This is a genomic window from Methylobacterium mesophilicum SR1.6/6 (assembly GCF_000364445.2).
Classification (GTDB): Bacteria; Pseudomonadota; Alphaproteobacteria; order Rhizobiales; family Beijerinckiaceae; genus Methylobacterium; species Methylobacterium mesophilicum_A.
The window spans coordinates 2,934,322-2,952,878 of sequence record NZ_CP043538.1 but is presented as its reverse complement, the minus strand read 5'-3'; the positions used below and the strand labels follow the sequence as shown (position 1 = coordinate 2,952,878).

The following is an 18,557-nucleotide window of genomic DNA, read 5'->3' as shown; positions in this document are numbered from 1 at the left end:
CCCGATGTCAACCTTCGTCGTCGATGGCCAACCGCCTCCTCTCGAACCGTCCCTGCAATCGTCTCGTATCGTTTCGACGCCAAAACGATGTGCTGATCCGCGGATCGGTCACAGGCAATACTGGCTCAACGTCCATCTCGCGGAGAAGTCGATCCAGCCTACCTGTCGTGATGCCATACTCCCTTGCGAAGGCACGTCCCGAAACGTGCTTGGTCTGGAAGCTCCGGATGCTTTTGGCATCAACGTCGATACTTGTTTCGCCATGTCGAAGGAGATTGGACGCTATCAAGCGTCGAATATCGATATTGTAACAATCCAACTGGCGGGCGGCGTCAGAGATGTGTACATTCCCGTTCGATTTCCGATGATCCCGTTCAAATCGTGCTACCTCGGTACGCAAAAAGCCTATCCGCCGCAATCCGACACCATCGATCAAGATATCAACTGGACGTAGTGTTCCTGCCAGCACCGCGCGAAGGATGAATGCCATGCCATGGCCCCGCACGCGTTGGACGACTTCACATGTGTCGTAGATCAACCGTCGGTCAGCGTGACTGCCGCAACCGGGCACGTTGGCCTCCAACTTCTCCAGTAGTCGGACGGCCGACGCCCGGTCGACGAAGCGCCCCGACGTTCCGCTGATCGCGCTCAAGAGCCCGTCTTCCAACAAGGGCGCAACCTTGTTGGGCCTGATGCCCAGTAATCGGCTCGCAGTTCCGTGAGAAAGGGCTTCGCCATTGCGGCGAAGGTTCGCGAGCGTCTTACCTGATCCGGTTGCCTTTAGTCGGCGCTCGATCTCGTGACGATCCACGAACGTGAACGTCTTGTCGTTTTGGACGAAACGTATGCCAACGAGCGACCCATCACGAGCCATACGAGCCAGAGTTCTCCGGTCGATCCCAAGCGCTTTAGCCGCCTGAGGGAGCGACATCCAACGGTCGGAGGACCCTTCGCCCGCCAGGGCCTGTCGCAGGGCAGGCGCGCGACCATCTCCCGTGATGTCCAAGAAGTTCTGGAACTCCTTTGCGAAGATGAACCTGGCTTCGGAGGGCAAGAGGAACTCACCGTTCCAGGTTTTAGCTCGGAGTAGGAACGTGATCTCGGGATCCCGCGCCGCCCCGCCCGTCGTCGAGCCGTCCGCGAGAACTCTTTGTGACCTGATGAAGTCGTGAAAGCCCGTCGGCCAGTTAGACAACAGCCGGGCCGCTTTGATCGCGGCTTCCGCGATGTCGGACGAGTCAGCGCTTCCGCGATACGTCTCGCGCATGCGTCTGAAGCCGAGCCGGCTTGCCATGGTCACGATGTCCTGGGGCGACAACTCGCCGAACACGCTGGTGAGGGCCGGAAGGCGCGAAAGCGTTTCGGAACCGAGTGCTTGACCCAGCAGGAGGGCAAGCTCTACTTCCTCCTCGCCGGCCCTTTGGATCTCCGAGCTGGAATAACGGCCACCGCAGTTGGGATTAGGACAAAGGTCGACGTGTCGACGCCTCCATGTGATCGGCGAGCCGCAGCGCGGACACACGTTCACGAGCCTACACTCATGGTCCGGGCAGCAGGTCCATATGCGTAGACCCCAAGCCGCTTGGACGAAGCCTTTCTCAGCCAAGCAGACGGGGCAGACCTTCGGCTTTCGTGCGTCGAACAGGGCTACCGAGATGTCCATCCCCGGTATTTCCGCCCACCGCCAACCAGCGGTATCCAACCGTGGCACGAGCGTCTGCAGGTCATGCACCGCCACCTGTGTCATCAGGCGCAGACGCTCTATGACGCCCTCACGCGAGAGAAGGTCCGGGGCTCTCATGCCCGCCGAACGTAAGATCCATTCAGAAAATTCGTAGCCGTTGATCTGGGTCAGCCGCAGCACCCAGCCTAGAAAGCCCTCGCCCTTTTCCGGCGATGTTCGAACGACCAGACGCGGATGGTAGCCCTGTATCGATGCGTACCTTCGTCTGGTCATGAGATTTTGCTATCAGCGGCGAGACACCCGAACATCATGCAGCGGGGAGCCCTGCGACTGCCAGCGTAGTTGAAGCATGCCAGCTGACGTCGCCGACCCATGGGCTGCGCCCCAATATCGGGTTTTGAAGAGCGAGAGGGCCCATCGCACACGGTTACTACGCAAAATATGGAGTGATTCCAGTATCTTAACCTAGCCCTTCGTTTTTCGAGAAGTAGTCAGAAAACCGCGCATTATTTCCTGACACTCTCGCAGTTTCGGACCGACAGACCACTGTCGTCCGCGCTACACGTCCAGATTCGCGACGCTGAGCGCGTTCTCCTGGATAAACTCCCGCCGCGGCTCGACGACGTCGCCCATCAGCTTGACGAAGAGATCGTCGGCGTCGGTGACGTCCTTGACCTTCACCTGCAGCAGCGAACGCACGTCCCGGTCGAGGGTGGTCTCCCACAACTGCTGGGCGGTCATCTCGCCGAGGCCCTTGTAACGCTGGAGCTGCAGGCCCTTGCGGCCGAAAGCCATGACCGCCTCGAACAGGGCGACCGGGCCGTGCAGCACCGTCTCGTCGGCCTTCCGCATCAGCGTCGCGGGCTCGCCGTAGATCTCCCGGAACGCGTCGGCCCGTTCGGCGAGGCGGCGGGCCTCTTGCGACGTGATGAGCCCGGCATCGAGCGTCGCCACCTGGCGCACGCCACGCAGTGTCCGGCTCAGGCGATAGCCGCCCTCGAAGGCCTCGCCTGACCAGCCCTGTTCGATCTCGTCCGCGATGGCATCGAGCCGGCGGGCTGTCATGTCGGCGAGAACCTCCGCCTCACCTGGGCGGGAGGCGGCTTCGGGATCGAACGCTCCGGCCAGGACCGCCTGCTCGACGACGGTGCGGTCGTAGCGGGTGTGCAGACCCTGCAGGATGCTCCGGAAGGTGCGAGCCTCCTCGACAAGGCTCTTGAGTTGCGGCCCGGTGAACTCGGCGCCCGTTGAGAGGCGCAGAACTGCGCCCTCCGTGCCCTGGTCGATGAGGTAATCCTCGAGAGCGCGCTCGTCCTTGAGGTAGATCGCCCGGCGGCCCCGCTCGGCCTTGTAGAGAGGCGGCTGCGCGATGAAGAGGTGGCCGCGCTCGATCAATTCCGGCATTTGGCGGAAGAAGAAGGTCAGCAGCAACGTCCGGATGTGCGACCCATCCACGTCCGCGTCGGTCATGATGATGATGCGGTGGTACCGCAGCTTCTCGGGATTGAAGCCTTCCCGGTCCGTCGACGAACGACCGATCCCGGCGCCCAGTGCCGTGATCAGCGTGCCGATCTCGGCCGAGGACAGCATCCGGTCTGCGCGCACACGTTCGACGTTGAGGATTTTGCCGCGCAGCGGCAGCACCGCCTGGAACGTCCGGTCGCGGCCCTGCTTGGCCGAGCCGCCGGCGGAATCACCCTCCACCAGAAGGATCTCGCACTTGCTCGGGTCGCGCTCCTGGCAGTCGGCGAGCTTGCCGGGCAGCGAGGCGATGTCGAGCGCGCCCTTGCGGGTCACGGTCTCGCGGGCCTTGCGGGCCGCCTCGCGGGCCGAAGCGGCGAGCACCACTTTGCCCATGACGGAACGGGCCTGCGAGGGATTCTCCTCAAGCCACGTGGAGAGACCCTCGTTGAGGACGTTCTCCACCGCCGGCCGCACCTCGGACGAGACGAGCTTGTCCTTGGTCTGCGAGGAGAATTTCGGGTCCGGCACCTGCACGGAGATCACCGCGGTCAGCCCCTCGCGACAATCCTCGCCCGTGAGCGAGACCTTCTCCTTCTTGGAGATGCCCGAGGAGTCTGCGTAGCCGGTGATCTGCCGGGTCAGGGCGGCGCGGAAGCCCGCCATGTGCGTGCCGCCGTCGCGCTGCGGGATGTTGTTGGTGAACGGCAGGACCGTCTCGTTGAACGAGTCGTTCCACCAGAAAGCCACCTCGACGCGAATGCCGTCGCGCTCCGACCGGACGACCACCGGGCTCACCATGCCGTCGATCGGCTTGCGCGAGCGATCGAGGTAGCGGACGAAGGCCTCGATCCCGCCCTCGTAGTAGAGTTCCTCGCGCTTTTTCTCGGCGTGGCGCGCGTCGGTCAGGACGATGCGCACACCCGAATTCAGGAAGGCGAGTTCGCGCAGGCGCTTCTCCAGCGTCGCGTAGTCGAACTCGATCATCGTGAAGGTGTCGGTGGAGGGCAGGAAGGTCACTTCCGTGCCGCGCCGGCCGCTGCCGGGCCCGACGATGGTGAGGGGCGCCACGGCGTCGCCGTGGCGGAACTCCATGGCGTGCTCCGTGTCATTGCGCCAGATGCGCAGGCGCAGCCACGACGACAGAGCGTTCACCACCGACACGCCGACGCCGTGGAGGCCGCCGGAGACCTTGTAGGAGTTCTGGTCGAATTTTCCGCCCGCGTGCAGCTGGGTCATGATGACCTCGGCCGCCGAGACGCCCTCCTCTTTGTGGATGTCCACCGGGATGCCGCGACCGTTGTCGGTGACGGTGCAGGAGCCGTCGGTGTTGAGGGTCACCGTCACGAGATCGGCGTGGCCGGCCAGGGCCTCGTCGATGGCGTTGTCCACGACCTCGTACACCATGTGGTGGAGGCCGGAGCCGTCGTCCGTATCGCCGATATACATGCCGGGCCGCTTCCGGACGGCGTCGAGGCCCTTCAGTACGCGGATCGATTCCGCGCCGTAGTCGGCGTGCTCGCTCTGGGGGGTATCGGACATGAACTTCCTCGGGCAGACGGGTCTGTACGCGACGGAGGGACTCGCGCCGTCGGGCGCCCACGCCTGCGCTCTCGCTTGGTCCGCCTGATATAGGGGTTCCGCGTTGAGAATGCACGATTTTACGGGCTCGCGCCCGGCCCGAGCCTCGCTTTTCTGCAGCGGCCGGCTTAACGCCGCGTTAGTCCTGGATCCCGCCCGCGCTGGCCGCATCCAGCCGAGCGATCGCGTCCGCCGGGAGCATCAGCCGCGCCGCGCCGAGCAGCTCGTCGAGCTGGGCCACCGAGGTGGCGCTGGCGATGGGGGCGGTGATGCCCGGGCGGGCGATGATCCAGGCGAGCGCCACCTGCGCGGGGCTCGCGCCCGCGGCCGCGGCGACAGAATCCAGCACGTCGAGCAGCGCGAGGCCGCGCGGGGTGATGTATTTGGCGACGCGGTTCTCCCTGGGCCGGCCCGCAGCGTCCTCCGTCGACCGGTACTTGCCGGTCAGGAAGCCCGCGGCGAGCGAGAAGTAGCCGATCACGCCGAGCTCCTCGGCCCGGCACAGCGGCGCCAACTCGGTCTCGAAGCCGCGCTCAGCGAGGCTGTAGTCGGGCTGAAGACACGCGTAGCGCGGGAGACCGGCCGAGGTTGATACCTCGAGCGCCTCAGCCAGCCGCGCCGCGCTGTAGTTCGACGCGCCGATGAACCGGACCTTCCCGGCAGCAATCAGCCGCTCGTGGGCCCGCAGGGTCTCTTCCAGCGGAACCTCGGGGTCGTCGAGGTGCGACTGGTACAGATCGATCCTGTCGGTCTGCAGCCTCCGCAGCGAAGCCTCGCAGGCCCGCTCGATATGCCGCGCCGACAGGCCCTTTCCAGCCTCGCCCAGGTCCATGCCGACCTTGGTGGCGAGCACGATCTTCTCGCGTGCGCCCGGCCTGGCCGCGAACCAGCGGCCGATGACCGCCTCGGACTCGCCTCCGGCGTGCCCTGGGGCCCAGCGCGAGTACACGTCGGCGGTGTCGATAAAATCGAAGCCGCGCTCAATGAACCGGTCGAGGATCGCGAAGGAGGTGGCTTCGTCGGCGGTCCAGCCGAAGACGTTGCCGCCGAGGCAGAAGGGCGCGACCGTGAGATCGGAGCGGCCGACGCGGCGCTTGTCCATGGGGCAATCCTTTCGGGGCGTGTGGCGGAACGAAGGGTGCCATCCCCGTCCCGAAGACTTGGTCCCGGATCGCCCGACACGGGGTTCCGGGCTTCAAGATGCGCGGCATTCCGTGCGTGCGGCACGCACGAGGGTCAGCCTGCGGGGCTCAATCCTGCAGGAAGGGGTTCGACACGCGCTCCTCGCCGAGCGTGCCGATCGGGCCGTGGCCCGGGATGAAGGCGATGTCGTCGCCGAGCGGCAGGACCTTCTCCTTGATGGCCCGGATCAGCTGATCGTGGTTACCGCCCGGCAGGTCGGTGCGGCCGACCGAACCCTTGAACACCACGTCGCCCACCAGCGCGAACCGCGCGTCACGGCTCACGAAGACCACGCTGCCGGGCGAGTGCCCCGGGCAGTGGAGGATGTCGAAGCCAAGCCCCCCCACCGTTACGGCATCGCCCTCGTCGAGCCAGCGGTCGGGTGTCACCGGACGGGCTTCGCCGAGGCCGTAATTCGCCGCCGTCTCCGGAAGAGAGTCGAGGAGGAACTTGTCGGCCTGGTGCGGCCCCTCGATCGGCACGCCGAGGCGTTCCCGCAATTCGTCGGCGCCCGCGGCGTGGTCGACATGGCCGTGAGTCAGCAGGATCTTCTCCACCTGGACGCCCTGCTCGCGGATCGCGGCCTCGATCCGGTCGAGGTCTCCGCCCGGATCGACCACGGCGCCGACCTTGGTGGCATCGTCCCAGATCAGGGTGCAGTTCTGCTGGAAGGGCGTGACCGGGATGATCCCGGCGCGGGGCGTTCCTGGCATAGCTTACTCGGTGTGGCGGGCGCCCGGCAGGCGCGGATCCCCCTCGTTTAGCGCGATCGGCGGCACTGCACACCCGTGGCGGTGGCGTTCACGCGGGGCGGCGCTTCAGGAGCGCGTCCAGGCCGCCGATGCGGAACCAGTGGTAGCCGTAGCCCTCCACGAACAGGCAGTGTGTCCCGTCGTCTCCGGCCTCGCTGTGCGCGCCGGTGAGGAGATCGACCAGCATATCGCCCTCCGGCGCGGGAAGGCCCGTGTCGAGGGCGACCTCCACCGGCTCGGGCGCCAGGTTGTGAAGGCAAAGCACCGCGTTGCCGCGCCACTCGTAGCGCAGCGCCAGGACCGACGGCCGGCCCGTGTCCAACGCCACGACGTCGCCCCAGCCGATTTCCGGGGCCTCCTTCCGCTGCCGGATCATCCCCTGCATCCAGTTGAGCAGCGAACCCTGGTCGTGGCGCTGGTCGGCGACGTTGACGTGCGCGTAGCCGTAGGGACCGTGATCGATGAGCGGCAGGACGGTCTTGTTCGCCTTCGAGAAGCCGGCCTGGTGCTCGCTGGTCCACTGCATCGGCGTGCGGGCGCAATCGCGCTCCTTGAGCGTCAGGTCGTCGCCCATACCGATCTCGTCGCCGTAGCGCAGAACCGGCGTGCCCGGGAGGGTGAACATCAGCGAGTAGGCGAGCCTGATGCGGCGTGGATCGCCCGCGAGCATCGGGGCGAAGCGGCGCCGGATCCCGCGCTCGTAGAGCTGCATCCCCTTCTCTGGCCCGAACGCGGAAAAGACCGCCTGACGCTGCGTCTCGCTGAGGCGGCCGAGATCCAGTTCGTCGTGATTGCGCAGGAAGATGCCCCACTGGCACGAGAGCGGTCGCGGCTTCGTCCGCTCGATCGCCTTCACGAGGGGTCGGGCGTCGTGGGCCGCCAGCGCGTAGAACGTCGCCTGATTGACCTGGAAGTTGAACATCATGTGCATGCGGTCGGCGTCGTCGCCGAAATAGTCGAGATCCTGCTTGGGCAGGATGTTGGCTTCGGCCAGGATGATGCTGTCGCCCTGGCGCCATTGCAGGAATTCGCGCAGGTCGCGCAGCATCTCGAACTGTTCGCGCGGCTTGCCGCCGACGTCGGCGCCCTTCTCGGCGATCACGAAGGGCACGGCATCCATCCGGAAGCCCGACACACCGAGTTCGATCCAGAACCCCATGATCTTGAGGATCTCGGCGAGCACCTCCGGATTGGCCGTGTTGAGATCCGGCTGGAAGTTGAAGAATCGGTGGAAGTACCAGGCCTTGGCCTTCGTATCGTACGTCCAGGTGGTGTCCTGTACGCCGGGGAAGACCATGCCCTCGTCGGCGGTGGCCGGTCTCTCCTTCGACCAGACGTACCAGTCGCGATAGGGCGAATCCGGGCTGGACCGGGCCGACTGGAACCAGGGATGCTTGTCCGAGGTGTGGTTGACCACGAGGTCGATCAGCACCCGCAGGCCGCGCTGCTTGGCGGCGTGGGTGAAAGCCACGAAGTCGCCGAGCGAGCCGTAATCCGGGTCGACGCCGTAATAGTCGGCGATGTCGTAGCCGCCGTCCTTCTTGGGCGAGGGCTGGAACGGCATCAGCCAGACCGCGGTGGCGCCCAGGCCCTGGATGTAGTCGAGCCGACGCTCCAGTCCGGCGAAGTCGCCGATGCCGTCACCGTTGGCATCCATGTAAGTGCCGACGGACAGGCAGTAGATGATGGCGTTCTTGTACCACAGGTCGGTGATCATGCGGCCCCCCGGCGTCGTCGCGAAGCACGAACGCCGCGTCGGGCAAAAGCGTTGCCGTTGCCCGATGTCCTTAAAACAGCCGCGTTGTGCACGCCCTGTTCAGGCGCGCGCCCGGACTGTCCGCGGCCGCCCTGTCGCGTCCCGCAAATCCGGCCCGCATGAACGCCATCCTGATCAAGCTGTTCGCGACCGCCCTCACCCTGAGCCAGGTCACGACCCGGCCGGACGCGGTCCGCACGCGGTTCGATCCTGTCACGGATGGACCCGAGGTCGTGCGCCTGCTGCGCGACGGCTGCGCCCATATGCGGAAATCGTTCGACATCGAGGACATCAACCTCGACGAGCTGATCTCCACCGCCATGGAGGATCCGTCGAGCGTCGCCGGCCCCGCCGCGCCGAAGATCCTGCATGGGCTCGACATCAACGAATTGAACACGAGCTACAAGCAGTTCTGCAAGGGTGAGGACCCGCCGAACTCCCCCTTCGACGCGAAGGCGGTGATCGAGTTCTACGACAACGCCACCAAGGACCTGCCGAGCGCAGAGGCCCTGCGCGACAAGGCGCTGCCCGGCCTGACCCGCATCCTCGATGGCGCCGGTAAACCCTTCGCGGAGGCGGCCGAGCCGAACGGGCGGCGCATCACTGTGCCCATCACTGCGGTGCCGACGCTGGTGCAGAAGGCCTTCATCGCCGCGGAGGACAAGCGCTTCGAGAGCCATCACGGCATCGACGAGCGCGGTGTGATCCGCGCCTTCATCGGCAACCTCGCCGCGCCGGGCCGGCCCGCGGGCGGCTCGACCATCACGCAGCAGGTGGTGAAGAACCTCTCGGTCGGCGACGACGTCACCTACGAGCGCAAGATCCGCGAGATGATCGTGGCGTCGCGCCTCGAGCGGATCCTCACCAAGCCGCAGATCCTCGGCCTCTATCTGAACGGGATCTATCTCGGCCGCGGCGCCTACGGAATCGAGATGGCGGCGGAGAGCTATTTCGGGAAGCCTGTCGGTCAGCTCACCCTGCCGGAGGCGGCGCTGCTCGCCGGAATGCCGAAGGGGCCGAACTTCTACAGCCCGGACAAATATCCGGACCGGGCGCGGGAGCGCCGCGCCTACGTGCTGGCCCGCCTCAAGGAAGAGGGCACCATCACGGAGGCCGAGATGGCCGCCGCCATCAAGGCCGACCTCGGCCTGAAGCCGATCGAGACCACCCGCCGCGACTCCGGTTTCTACGTGGTGGATTTCCTGAACCGCGAGGCGCGCACCTTCGCGGGCGTGGAGTCGCTGACGTCCGGCTCGCTGACCGTGCGTTCCACGATCAACGCCGGGTTGCAGCGCGCCGTCGAAGAAGCCTTGCAGGATGGCCTTTCGAATTACGAGCGCGCGACGGGCCGGCAGACCTTCACCGGTGCGGAACTCAACCTCGCCGACAGCGTCCGCCGCATCCAGGCCGCGACACCGGCCCCGGAAGGATCCCCGCAGGCTGCGCCGGGCGTGACCGGCGCGCGCGCGGACGCGGTCAAGCCGGACGCAAAGACGCTCAAGGCTGAGAAGGCTGCCGCGGCGACGCCGACGCGGAAGCCGGCTTGGCTGCTCGCCCTGGAAAGCGCCCGTCCCGTTCTCTACGACGTCCGTTGGCCGATGGCCGTGGTGCTGGAGGCCGGCAGGGCCGGCACGAAGGTCGGACTTGCCGACGGCCGGACGGCCAGCCTCGATCCCGGCATCGCCCGGGGCAAGCTGCAGCCCTACGACGTGGTGCGGGTGAAACTCACCGGCGGCAAGGGCGGCCTGCGCGCGCAGATCCGGGTCAAGCCGACCGTCCAGGGCGCGGCGCTTGTGATGGAGAACCAGACCGGGCGCATCCTGGCGATGGCCGGTGGCTTCTCCTACCCGCTGAGCCAGCTCAACCGCGTCACCCAGACCGTGCGCCAGCCGGGCTCGACCCTGAAGCCCCTCACCTATCTCGCGGCGCTCAATGCCGGCCTCCAGCCGAACACCCTGGTGATGGACTCGCCCGTCACCCTTCCGCCGATCAACGGCACCGGTGATTCCTGGTCGCCGAAGAATTACGAGGGTGGCGGTTCCGGGCCGACGACCCTGCGGCGCGGGCTCGAATTCTCCAAGAACCTGGTCACCGCCCGCCTCCTGCAGGGCGGAATCGCCCCGAAGGCCCCCGCGAGCCTCAAGCGCGTCTGCGACATCGCGCTGGAGGCGCAGATCTACGCGGAGTGCGAGCCTTATTACCCCTTCGTCCTCGGCGCCCAGCCGGTTCGGATGCTCGACCTCGCGGGCTTCTACGCGGCGGTGGCCAACGAAGGAGCGCGGCCTGCGCCCTACGCCCTCGAATCGGTGGAGCGGGACGGCAAGCCGCTCTACACGCACGCCGCCCGGGAGCCGACCCGGATCGGATCGGCGGACCGGATCGCGTTTTACCAGCTCAAGACCATGCTGCAGGGGGTGACTCAGCATGGCACCGCGGCCGCCCTGTCAAAGTTCTCGACCTACGTGGCCGGCAAAACCGGAACTTCGGAGAACGAGAACGACGCGTGGTTCGCCGGTCTCACCAACGAGATCACCGTGGTGGTGTGGGTCGGCTACGACAACGCCGACGGCAGCCGGAAGACGCTCGGCCGCGGCCAGACCGGCGGACACGTCTCGGTCCCGATCGCGTCCGCCATCGTCCAGGCGGCCTGGGCGAACGGCGTGGCGAAGACGCCGCTCCGGGGCCCCTCGTCCGAGGCGCGGCCGTTCATCGCCGACCTCGCCATAGATCCGCGCAGCGGCGTGCGCGTTGCGGGCGGCGGCTTCCTCGAGCATTTCCGCACGAGCGGCGACGGGCGCATGGCCGACACGCAGTACCGCCTCGTCCCGCGGGAGACTCTGTACGCCATGCGGCCCGACGCGGAGGATGGCGACCTGGCCGGGACCGACGACGGAGCCAGCGTCGCAGGCGACTTCTACGGAAACATGACCGGCGAGCGTCCGCGGCCCGATCCGCTCGATCCGTTCGGCGAGCGTCCGGCCCCGCGCAGCCGCCGTGCGCAGGGGGACCTGGATCCGAGCGGCCAGGATCCCTACAGCCCCTGGCCGGGCCAAGCCGGCCGTTCGCCCTATGGGGACGACGGCGTGCGCCGGCCGCGCCGCCGCGATCCCGACTACCTGTTCGGCGAAGATCCCGGTTTCTGACCGCTTCACCGACCGCCCTCCCCCCGAAAGCGTGAGACGTCCGTTGCGACCGCAGATTCCTGCCGCCCTCGCCCTCGCCCTTACGGCTGCCAGCCCGCTCTGCGCCCAGACGCCGGCCGCCGACACGGCACCGCCGCCGGGACCGGATCGGATCAAGGAAGTGCCGTCGGTGTCGGCTCTCGATCCGGCGACGATCAAGCCCGGCCAGATCCTGTTCACGGACCACCGCGACAACCCGTCGGCGCCGGAGAACGGCCTGATCCCTTATCTCGACTGGCAGAAGGCGCGGCCCGCCGAGGCCGCGGTGCTGGCGCCCTATCCCGGCTACAAGGAGCCGGATTACACGGTCACGGTGAACGGCGTCACCAAGCCGCGTCACGAGACGCTGAAGATCTACGTGGCCGAGGGCCGCTTCGTGGTACCGCGGCCGGCGGACTCGATCGACCTCGCCTCCTACGCGAACCTCGCCTTCGTCCAGAAGATGGACCCGGCGATCAAGCACCGCGCCGTCTCCGCCGCCGACGTGACCCCCAACAAGGATCCTGCCGCCGCCTTCGCGAAGCGGCCCGACCGCCCCTGGTGCGAGGGCGCGGGCGCCTGCATCGAGTCCCGCTACGATCTCGAGGGGAAGCTCCCCCTGGGCGTGAAGCTCGCCAACAAGCTTGAGGAAGGCTCGGCGAAGAAGATCGCCGAATACGTGTCGTTCCAGAGCGAGCTGCGCATTCTCGGCCCCGACCAGGGCGCGCCGCTGAAGGCGTTGACGAAAATCGACACGCCGGTGACGGGCGGGCTGGAGCAGACGATCTTCTGGGTCAACCAGATCCTGCGCTTCGGCAAGTTCCTGGCGGTGTTCCAGCCACTGCCGAACGACACCGGCAAGACGGTCGTGACAACCTACATGGCGCTCGCGATCAAGGGCGACGTCCTCGACCGCAAGGCCGAGTATGCCCGCGTGCCGGTGCTCAAGAACCTGCTCCCCGCGCAGGTCCTGATGGGCAATTCGAGCTTCAACACCGGCAATTCGATCAGCGCCGGCCTGCCCGTCTACGCCCGGAACCGGATCACCACCTTCGCGGACGCGATCGCCAAGCGCTGATCCGGCTCGAACAGAGGCCCGTGAGTCAGGGTCTCACATCCCGCGGTTGCCGATCGTCGGCAGGGTCGGCTGCGTGTAGGCGCGGTTCACGTCGCGGCGGGTCTGCGTGCCGTTCGTGTTGCTGGACGCCCGGTAGTTGTCGAGATTGAAGGTCTCGGCGAGGCCGCTGCGCGAGTCCGGGCCGTCGGTGGTGCAGGCGCACAGGCCGCCGGCCGCCAGCACGGACAGGGCGAGAAGGGTCACACGCATATCGGATCCTGACAGGTGTCGAATCGATCGGTGAATTGGTATCGACCGATCCGGTAGCGGTTGGAGGGGCTCCCGCGGCATGGTCAGCGCCGAGGACGATCCGTCAAGGTCGACGGCAGGGCGTAAATCCGATCTGCCGCCTCCGATGCGCGCCGGCCACGGAAAATCCACCACACCCCCGCTTTGCTCAGGACACGGGCCGCCAATCGTGTTGAGTGAGGCCGCCGACCCCTGGCAAACGCGGGGTCTTTCAGGCGACACTCTCCTCCGATGACCAACGTCCTGCCTTTCCGTCCACGCCCCACAGTTGCCCGCCTCGCCCGCTGCGAGGTCGTGACCGTGGCGGGCGACCTGCTCGCCCTCCTGGAGCAGCTCGAGGACGTGAGCGCCCGCGCCGCCGCGATGGGGCGCCCCGCCCTCGAAGTGGAGCGCACGGTTCAGCACCTCCTCGATGCCGTCGGCGCCGTGGAGCGGGCCCTGGACTGTATCGGCGAGGGTGAGCAGTCCGCGCCCGGCTGACCGAAGCAATCGCAATCGCTCCAGATCGCTTTTGCACAATCTATTGATCGACTGATTCGTCGAATACCCACCATACCTTGCGTTGTTCTGAAGTTTGCGCAGCGATCGACCCTGCGCCGGAACCCGTACCCTCGACCTGCAGTTGAAGCATGGATGCTCGCGTCGGGCGTCGTTTCCGGAGGACGACATGAGGCTTCGCACGGGCGGCACGCTGGCGATCATCGCCGGCGCGCTTCTGGCCGGGACCGCGTTCCGCGCCGAGGCGGCGGAGTTGGGCTTCCTCGAGATGCTGTTCGGCGGCAGGCCGGCCCCGCAGCAGGCCGCCCCGGCGCCCACGGCCGCGCCCGACTTGTCATCCTACGCCTACGGTCGCCGCTCGACCCCGCGCCTCGGCGCCGGTCGCAGGCACTTCCAGACGCGTTATGCCGCGCTTCCGATCAAGATCCGCGTGAAGGAGCCGGAGATCAGCCAGCGGCAGGTGGCGATCGACATGAAGGGCGGTGCCGCGGCGGCGTTCATGAAGGACGAGACGCTGCGGCCGGGCGATATCGTCGTGTTGAATTCGGGAGCCAAGGTTTTCGCGGGCGATCCCGACAGGCGGCACGCGATGCGCGACTTCGAGCCGGTTCAGAACTCGCGCTTGGTGAGCAAGGGGACGCGGAAGGTACTGGCCGGCTTGTTCACACCGGTCGGCGCGCTGCCGGCCCAGGAGGCTCGCCGCATGGTTGCGCGCGCGGCCAAGACGGAGGCGCCGATCGCCACGCCGATTCCGGAGCAGAAGACGGCGATGCGAGTCATCAATCCCTGGCAGAGCAACCAGTAGGGTGCGCCGCTCTCAGAAGAACCGCTCCTTGATGACAATCGTGTCGCCGGGCCGGACCGAGTAGGTCATCGGCACGATCCCGGATACCAGGGTGCCGCCGGTGTCACGGGTCAGGACGGCGTAGTCGCGCGCGGCCCGAGGGCCGAAGCCTGCGGCGATCGCAACGGCGGTCTCGACCGTCATGCCGTTGACGAACGGGTACTGGCCCGAGGTCGTAACTTCGCCCAGGATGTAGAACGGCCGGTAGGCGTCGACTTCGACCGTCACATGCGGCTCGCGCACGAAGCCCGAGGCGAGCTTGGCCTCGACCGCCCGGGCCGCCTGCCCGGTGGTCTGGCCGCCCACCTGCACGGTGCCAATCAGCGGCATCGCGATCCGACCCGCCCCGTCGACCGCGTAGATGTTGGACAGGTTGTCCTGACCGAACACGATGACCCGAAGCTTGTCGCCGGCCGCGAGTGTGTACCGCGCGGCGATCGACCCGGTGCCGGTGGCGTCGAGCTCGCCGGTGCGGAATGTCGGGCGCAGACACCCGCCGAGCGCCAGGGTCGAGCCGAGGGAGAGGAGGAGAGCGCGCCGGTTCATCACCATCGCCGTCATGGATGCGGTTGCGGCGGGTTTAGGCTGTTAAGGTTAACGAAACTTGATCACGCGCCCGGCCGAAGGCGGCTTTGTCGGTCGAGGCCCGCTTTAACTCTTAAGCAACCTTAACATCCACTAATGGCCGCCGGGCGGCACCGTGCGCTGCCCGGTCTGCCTCCGCCGCCAGAGCGTCCGAATGTCCCGAATCCGTCAACGCTCGACCTACGCCGAACCGGGGCTACAGCCGCAGGCGGAAGGTCTCGGCCTCGCTCAAGTCCCGCGTGTGCTCCGTCGCTCGATCGGCTGGATCGTCGGCCCGACACTTGTGGTCGCCCTCGGGGCGAGCGTCTTCGTCAACGTGGTTAGCCCCCGCTACACGGGTGAGTCGAAGCTGATCCTCGAGAGTCGCGACGCCGCCTTCGCGCGCAACGCCCAGGAGCGTGCCGACCAGCAGGTGCCCATCGACGAGCAGGCCGTGGCGAGCCAAGTGCAGGTCGTCATGTCGCGCGACCTCGCCCGGGAGGCGATCCGCCGGCTCAAGCTCGTCGGCAACGCGGAGTTCGATCCCGGCGCCGGCAGCATCGGTCCGGTGCAGCGCGTGCTGATGATGCTCGGCATCGGCGCCAATCCCCTCGATCGCCCGGCCGAGGACCGGGTGCTCGACGCCTATTTCGACCATCTGCTGGTCTATCCCGCAGGCAAGTCCCGCATCCTGACCATCGAGTTCCGCTCGAAGGACGCGAAGCTCGCCGCCGAGGGCGCGAACACCATCGCGCAGCTCTACATCTCGTCGCTCGAAGCCGACAAGGTCGATACGGCGCGCTACGCCTCCACCTGGCTCGGCGGCAACATCGACGGCCTGCGCAAGCGCGTGGCCGAAGCGGAGGCGAAAGTCGAGGCGTTCCGCGCCAAGAACGGACTCGTCGGCAGCGCCGGCGCCGCGGGCCGGCCGCTCACGGCCCAGCAGCTCGGCGAGTTGTCGAGCCAGCTCTCGGCCACCCGGATCCTCAAGGCGGATCTGACCGGTAAGGTGAAGGCCATCAACGACCTGATCAAGGACGGGCGCGCCTTCGAGATCCCGGACGTCGCCAACAACGAGGTGATCCGCCGCATCGTGGAGAACCGGATCGCCGTCCGCGCACAGCTCGCTCTCGAGTCGCGCACGCTGCTGCCGGCCCATCCGCGGATCAAGGAGCTGAACGCGCAGCTTCAGGACCTCGACGCGCAGATCAAGGCCTCGGCCGAGCGCGTCGTGCGGACGATGGAGAACGACGCCAAGATCGCGGGCGCCCGGGTCGAGAGCTTGCAGGCCGCCGTCGACGGCCAGCAGGACGTGGTCGTCAAGGGCAACGCCAGCGAGGTCCAGCTCCGGGCGCTGGAGCGCGAAGCCAAGGTTCAGCGGGAGCAGCTCGAATCCTATCTGTCCCGCTACCGCGAGGCGGCTGCGCGCGACGGCGAGGCCGCGACCCCGGCGGATGCCCGCGTCGTCTCCCGCGCGGTCACGCCGGAGGTACCGTCCTTCCCGAAAAAGCTGCCGATCGTCGGCTTCGCGACGCTGCTCACGCTGATGCTCTCCGCTGGCGCCGTGATCGCCCGTGCCCTCCTGGCCGAAGGCGCCCGGATCGGGGCCGTTCGCGGCGGCCACTTCGATCCGGCGGAGGATCGTGAGCGCCGCGAGCCGGTCCTGGAGCGTCCGGTCTTCGCCTTCCCGGAGGCGATGCCGCCGGCACGATGGTCCGAGTCTGACGAGCCCGGAGAAGCGGCTGCCGTCGACGCGCATCCGGCACCGGCAGCGGACGGCGCGGCGGCGTTCGACCTCGGCCCACTGGTCGAACGGATCACCTCCGCGCCGCGCGGCGAGGCAGCGCGGACCGGACGCTGCGTCCTGATCGTGGAGACCGAGGCTGCGCAGGGCACGCCGTCGCTTTTCGAGGCCCTCTCGGGCGCCTTGAGCGGCCGGGGCTCCCTCGTGGCCGTGGAGCTCAACGCGCCTTCCGGGCAGGCCTCAAGCCTCGGTTTCACCGATCTTGTCGCCGGCGAAGCCGCGTTCCTCGATGCGATCCAGGCCGACCGCGACAGCAAACTGCACCGCATCGCCGCCGGAGAACTCGACGAGACGGTCCTGTTCGAAGAGCCGGATGCTCTGGTGCTGACCTTCGAGGCGATGGCGGAGGCCTACGATTGGGTCGTGTGCCGGATCCACGCCGTTCCGGGCGCCGTGGACGTGCTGGATCTCGTCGCCGGCCACATGGACAGCGTCGTGATCGCCTCCAACGCCCCGGCCGAGGATCCGGCGCTGGCCGATCTCTACGCCATCGCGGAGGATGCGGGTGCCGGCCAGATCCTCGTCGCTCAGGACCGCGCCGTCACGGACGCAGACATCAAGACAGCCGACGGTGCCGCGACCGACTTGCGTCTGAACGCCGCGTGATTGCGTTCAGCCCCGGCGCAGCGTCCGCAGCCGCTGGAGGGCCACGTACAAGCGTGGGTCGCGCTTGATCCGCCGCTTCGTGCGCGTGAGGCCCCGCCGCAGGAATCCGTAGGCGCGGCCCTTCGCGGTGACCGGCACGAGGGTCTCCACCAGGCCGATGGTCTCGTCGCAGATGCTGGCCTTGTAACGCGCCTCGCCGACCCCGAGGTCGAAACCCTGACGGCCCCGCGCAGTCTGATCGTGGATGAGGTGCTGCAGCAGGAGATCGCCGGGGCTGAACTTGGCGACTTCCGGATCGGCATCGAAGGCAGTCATCATTCCGCTGAATCGACGGTCGCTGACGGCCCCCCCGAAGGTGGCGAGCACGCGCCCGCTCTCGGCGAGGCAGAGGGCGTACAGCTCCACCGCCGGGGCCGGACCTGACGCGGCAGTCTCCAGGAATGCGCGGATCGCCGGGTCGGCATACGGATCGGCAATGCCCATTCCCGCGAAGCGGGCGGCCTTCTGTGTGTAGAAGGCGCCGAGGAAACGCGTGACCTCCTCGGGCGTCTCGGCGCGGCGATAGGCGACGGCCCCCTTCGCCTCGATGAGCCGCTTCTCCTTCGAGCGCAGCTTCTTGCGGGCATCGGCGCTGAAGACGCGCCGCACCGTGGTCTCGGGATCCGGTCCCAGCATCAGGCCGTAGGCGTCGCTGGGCTCAGGCTCGCCGGTCGAGGCCAGAGGATTCGCCGCACCCTCCCACATCAGCGGCTGGTGCTGCAGCGCGTAGAGGTCGATGCCGGCCGATCGCCCGGCCCGGACCAGGGCGGCCCGAATTTCGGCAGCGGGGATCGCGGCCGCATCGCGCGTCGCGAAGAGCGGCATGTGATAGTTCGCGTGCGTGTCGCCCACGGCCCGGGCGATGCAGAGCCCGTACTCACGTCGCACCGTCAGCGGCAGGATCAGACGCACGCGCCCCTCGCCGTCCCGCACGAGCGCGACCCGCGCATCGTCAAGGCTCCCGGTCGACCGGAGATAGGCCATCGACCAGTCGAAACGCTGGTAGGGCGTCTGCAGGCTGGCCGGATCCGCCTCGATCCGACGCCAGCATCCCTCGGCTGCCGCCAAGCCGGACACGATCTCGGCGACCAGCGCACCGTCAGCCCGCGTGTCGACCATGCCCGTTCCCGTGATGTGGACACCGACCGCCATGGCCCCGAACTCCCCCGAACCGCATATGATCCATCAGCCGGCCCACAACCTGCGCGGCATCGACTGAACAGCCCATCACTCGAGGTGGAAACCAACCGCCGGCACTG

At 67.5% G+C, this 18,557-nt stretch carries 13 protein-coding genes; 5 read left to right on the top strand and 8 right to left on the bottom strand.

Annotated elements, in window-relative coordinates; genetic code table 11:
- Nucleotides 1–7 precede the first annotated feature (7 nt).
- From MMSR116_RS14030 to MMSR116_RS14010, 5 genes are all read right to left on the bottom strand, one after another.
- On the bottom strand, nt 8–1,957 hold the full coding sequence (locus tag MMSR116_RS14030) for a TniQ family protein (protein ID WP_083920178.1): 1,950 nt from the start codon (nt 1,955–1,957) through the stop codon (nt 8–10).
- A gap of 285 nt (nt 1,958–2,242) precedes the next feature.
- Nucleotides 2,243–4,687: a DNA topoisomerase (ATP-hydrolyzing) subunit B gene (gyrB, locus tag MMSR116_RS14025; protein ID WP_010682504.1), complete on the bottom strand. Its 2,445-nt coding sequence runs from the start codon at nt 4,685–4,687 to the stop codon at nt 2,243–2,245.
- Nucleotides 4,688–4,865: 178 nt separating this feature from the next.
- On the bottom strand, nt 4,866–5,828 hold the full coding sequence (locus MMSR116_RS14020; RefSeq protein ID WP_010682505.1) for an aldo/keto reductase: 963 nt from the start codon (nt 5,826–5,828) through the stop codon (nt 4,866–4,868).
- 148 nt (nt 5,829–5,976) lie between these two features.
- Nucleotides 5,977–6,621, bottom strand: a complete 645-nt coding sequence (locus MMSR116_RS14015) for an MBL fold metallo-hydrolase (protein WP_010682506.1) — start codon at nt 6,619–6,621, stop codon at nt 5,977–5,979.
- Nucleotides 6,622–6,709: 88 nt separating this feature from the next.
- Nucleotides 6,710–8,377, bottom strand: coding sequence for an alpha-amylase family protein (locus MMSR116_RS14010; protein WP_010682507.1), 1,668 nt, complete (start codon nt 8,375–8,377; stop codon nt 6,710–6,712).
- A gap of 158 nt (nt 8,378–8,535) precedes the next feature.
- Here MMSR116_RS14010 and MMSR116_RS14005 point away from each other — a divergent pair, with 158 nt between their 5' ends.
- Together MMSR116_RS14005 and MMSR116_RS14000 are read left to right on the top strand one after the other, a co-directional pair.
- Nucleotides 8,536–11,559: a penicillin-binding protein 1A gene (locus MMSR116_RS14005; RefSeq protein ID WP_010682508.1), complete on the top strand. Its 3,024-nt coding sequence runs from the start codon at nt 8,536–8,538 to the stop codon at nt 11,557–11,559.
- Nucleotides 11,560–11,602: 43 nt separating this feature from the next.
- Nucleotides 11,603–12,655, top strand: a complete 1,053-nt coding sequence (locus tag MMSR116_RS14000; RefSeq protein ID WP_083920179.1) for a hypothetical protein — start codon at nt 11,603–11,605, stop codon at nt 12,653–12,655.
- 33 nt (nt 12,656–12,688) lie between these two features.
- Here MMSR116_RS14000 and MMSR116_RS13995 read toward each other — a convergent pair whose 3' ends face one another.
- The gene (locus MMSR116_RS13995) at nt 12,689–12,904 is read right to left on the bottom strand and encodes a hypothetical protein (protein ID WP_010682510.1); all 216 of its coding nucleotides are present in this window, start codon (nt 12,902–12,904) and stop codon (nt 12,689–12,691) included.
- Between the two features lie 270 nt (nt 12,905–13,174).
- Between MMSR116_RS13995 and MMSR116_RS13990 the strand changes: the two genes are divergently transcribed.
- Entirely contained in the window at nt 13,175–13,423 is a 249-nt protein-coding gene (locus tag MMSR116_RS13990) for a hypothetical protein (RefSeq protein ID WP_010682511.1), read from the top strand.
- Nucleotides 13,424–13,610: 187 nt separating this feature from the next.
- Nucleotides 13,611–14,246 carry a hypothetical protein gene (locus tag MMSR116_RS13985; RefSeq protein ID WP_010682512.1) on the top strand — a complete coding sequence of 212 codons (636 nt, stop codon included), beginning with the start codon at nt 13,611–13,613 and terminating at the stop codon, nt 14,244–14,246.
- Between the two features lie 12 nt (nt 14,247–14,258).
- Here MMSR116_RS13985 and MMSR116_RS13980 read toward each other — a convergent pair whose 3' ends face one another.
- Nucleotides 14,259–14,837, bottom strand: a complete 579-nt coding sequence (locus MMSR116_RS13980) for a polysaccharide biosynthesis/export family protein (protein ID WP_039892574.1) — start codon at nt 14,835–14,837, stop codon at nt 14,259–14,261.
- Nucleotides 14,838–15,024: 187 nt separating this feature from the next.
- On the opposite strand from MMSR116_RS13980, the gene MMSR116_RS13975 reads away from it, so the two are divergent.
- Nucleotides 15,025–17,259, top strand: coding sequence for a GumC family protein (locus MMSR116_RS13975; protein ID WP_010682514.1), 2,235 nt, complete (start codon nt 15,025–15,027; stop codon nt 17,257–17,259).
- A 6-nt stretch (nt 17,260–17,265) separates the two neighbouring features.
- On the opposite strand, the gene MMSR116_RS13970 is transcribed toward MMSR116_RS13975, so the two are convergent.
- Entirely contained in the window at nt 17,266–18,450 is a 1,185-nt protein-coding gene (locus MMSR116_RS13970; RefSeq protein ID WP_010682515.1) for a GNAT family N-acetyltransferase, read from the bottom strand.
- Nucleotides 18,451–18,557: the final 107 nt, after the last annotated feature.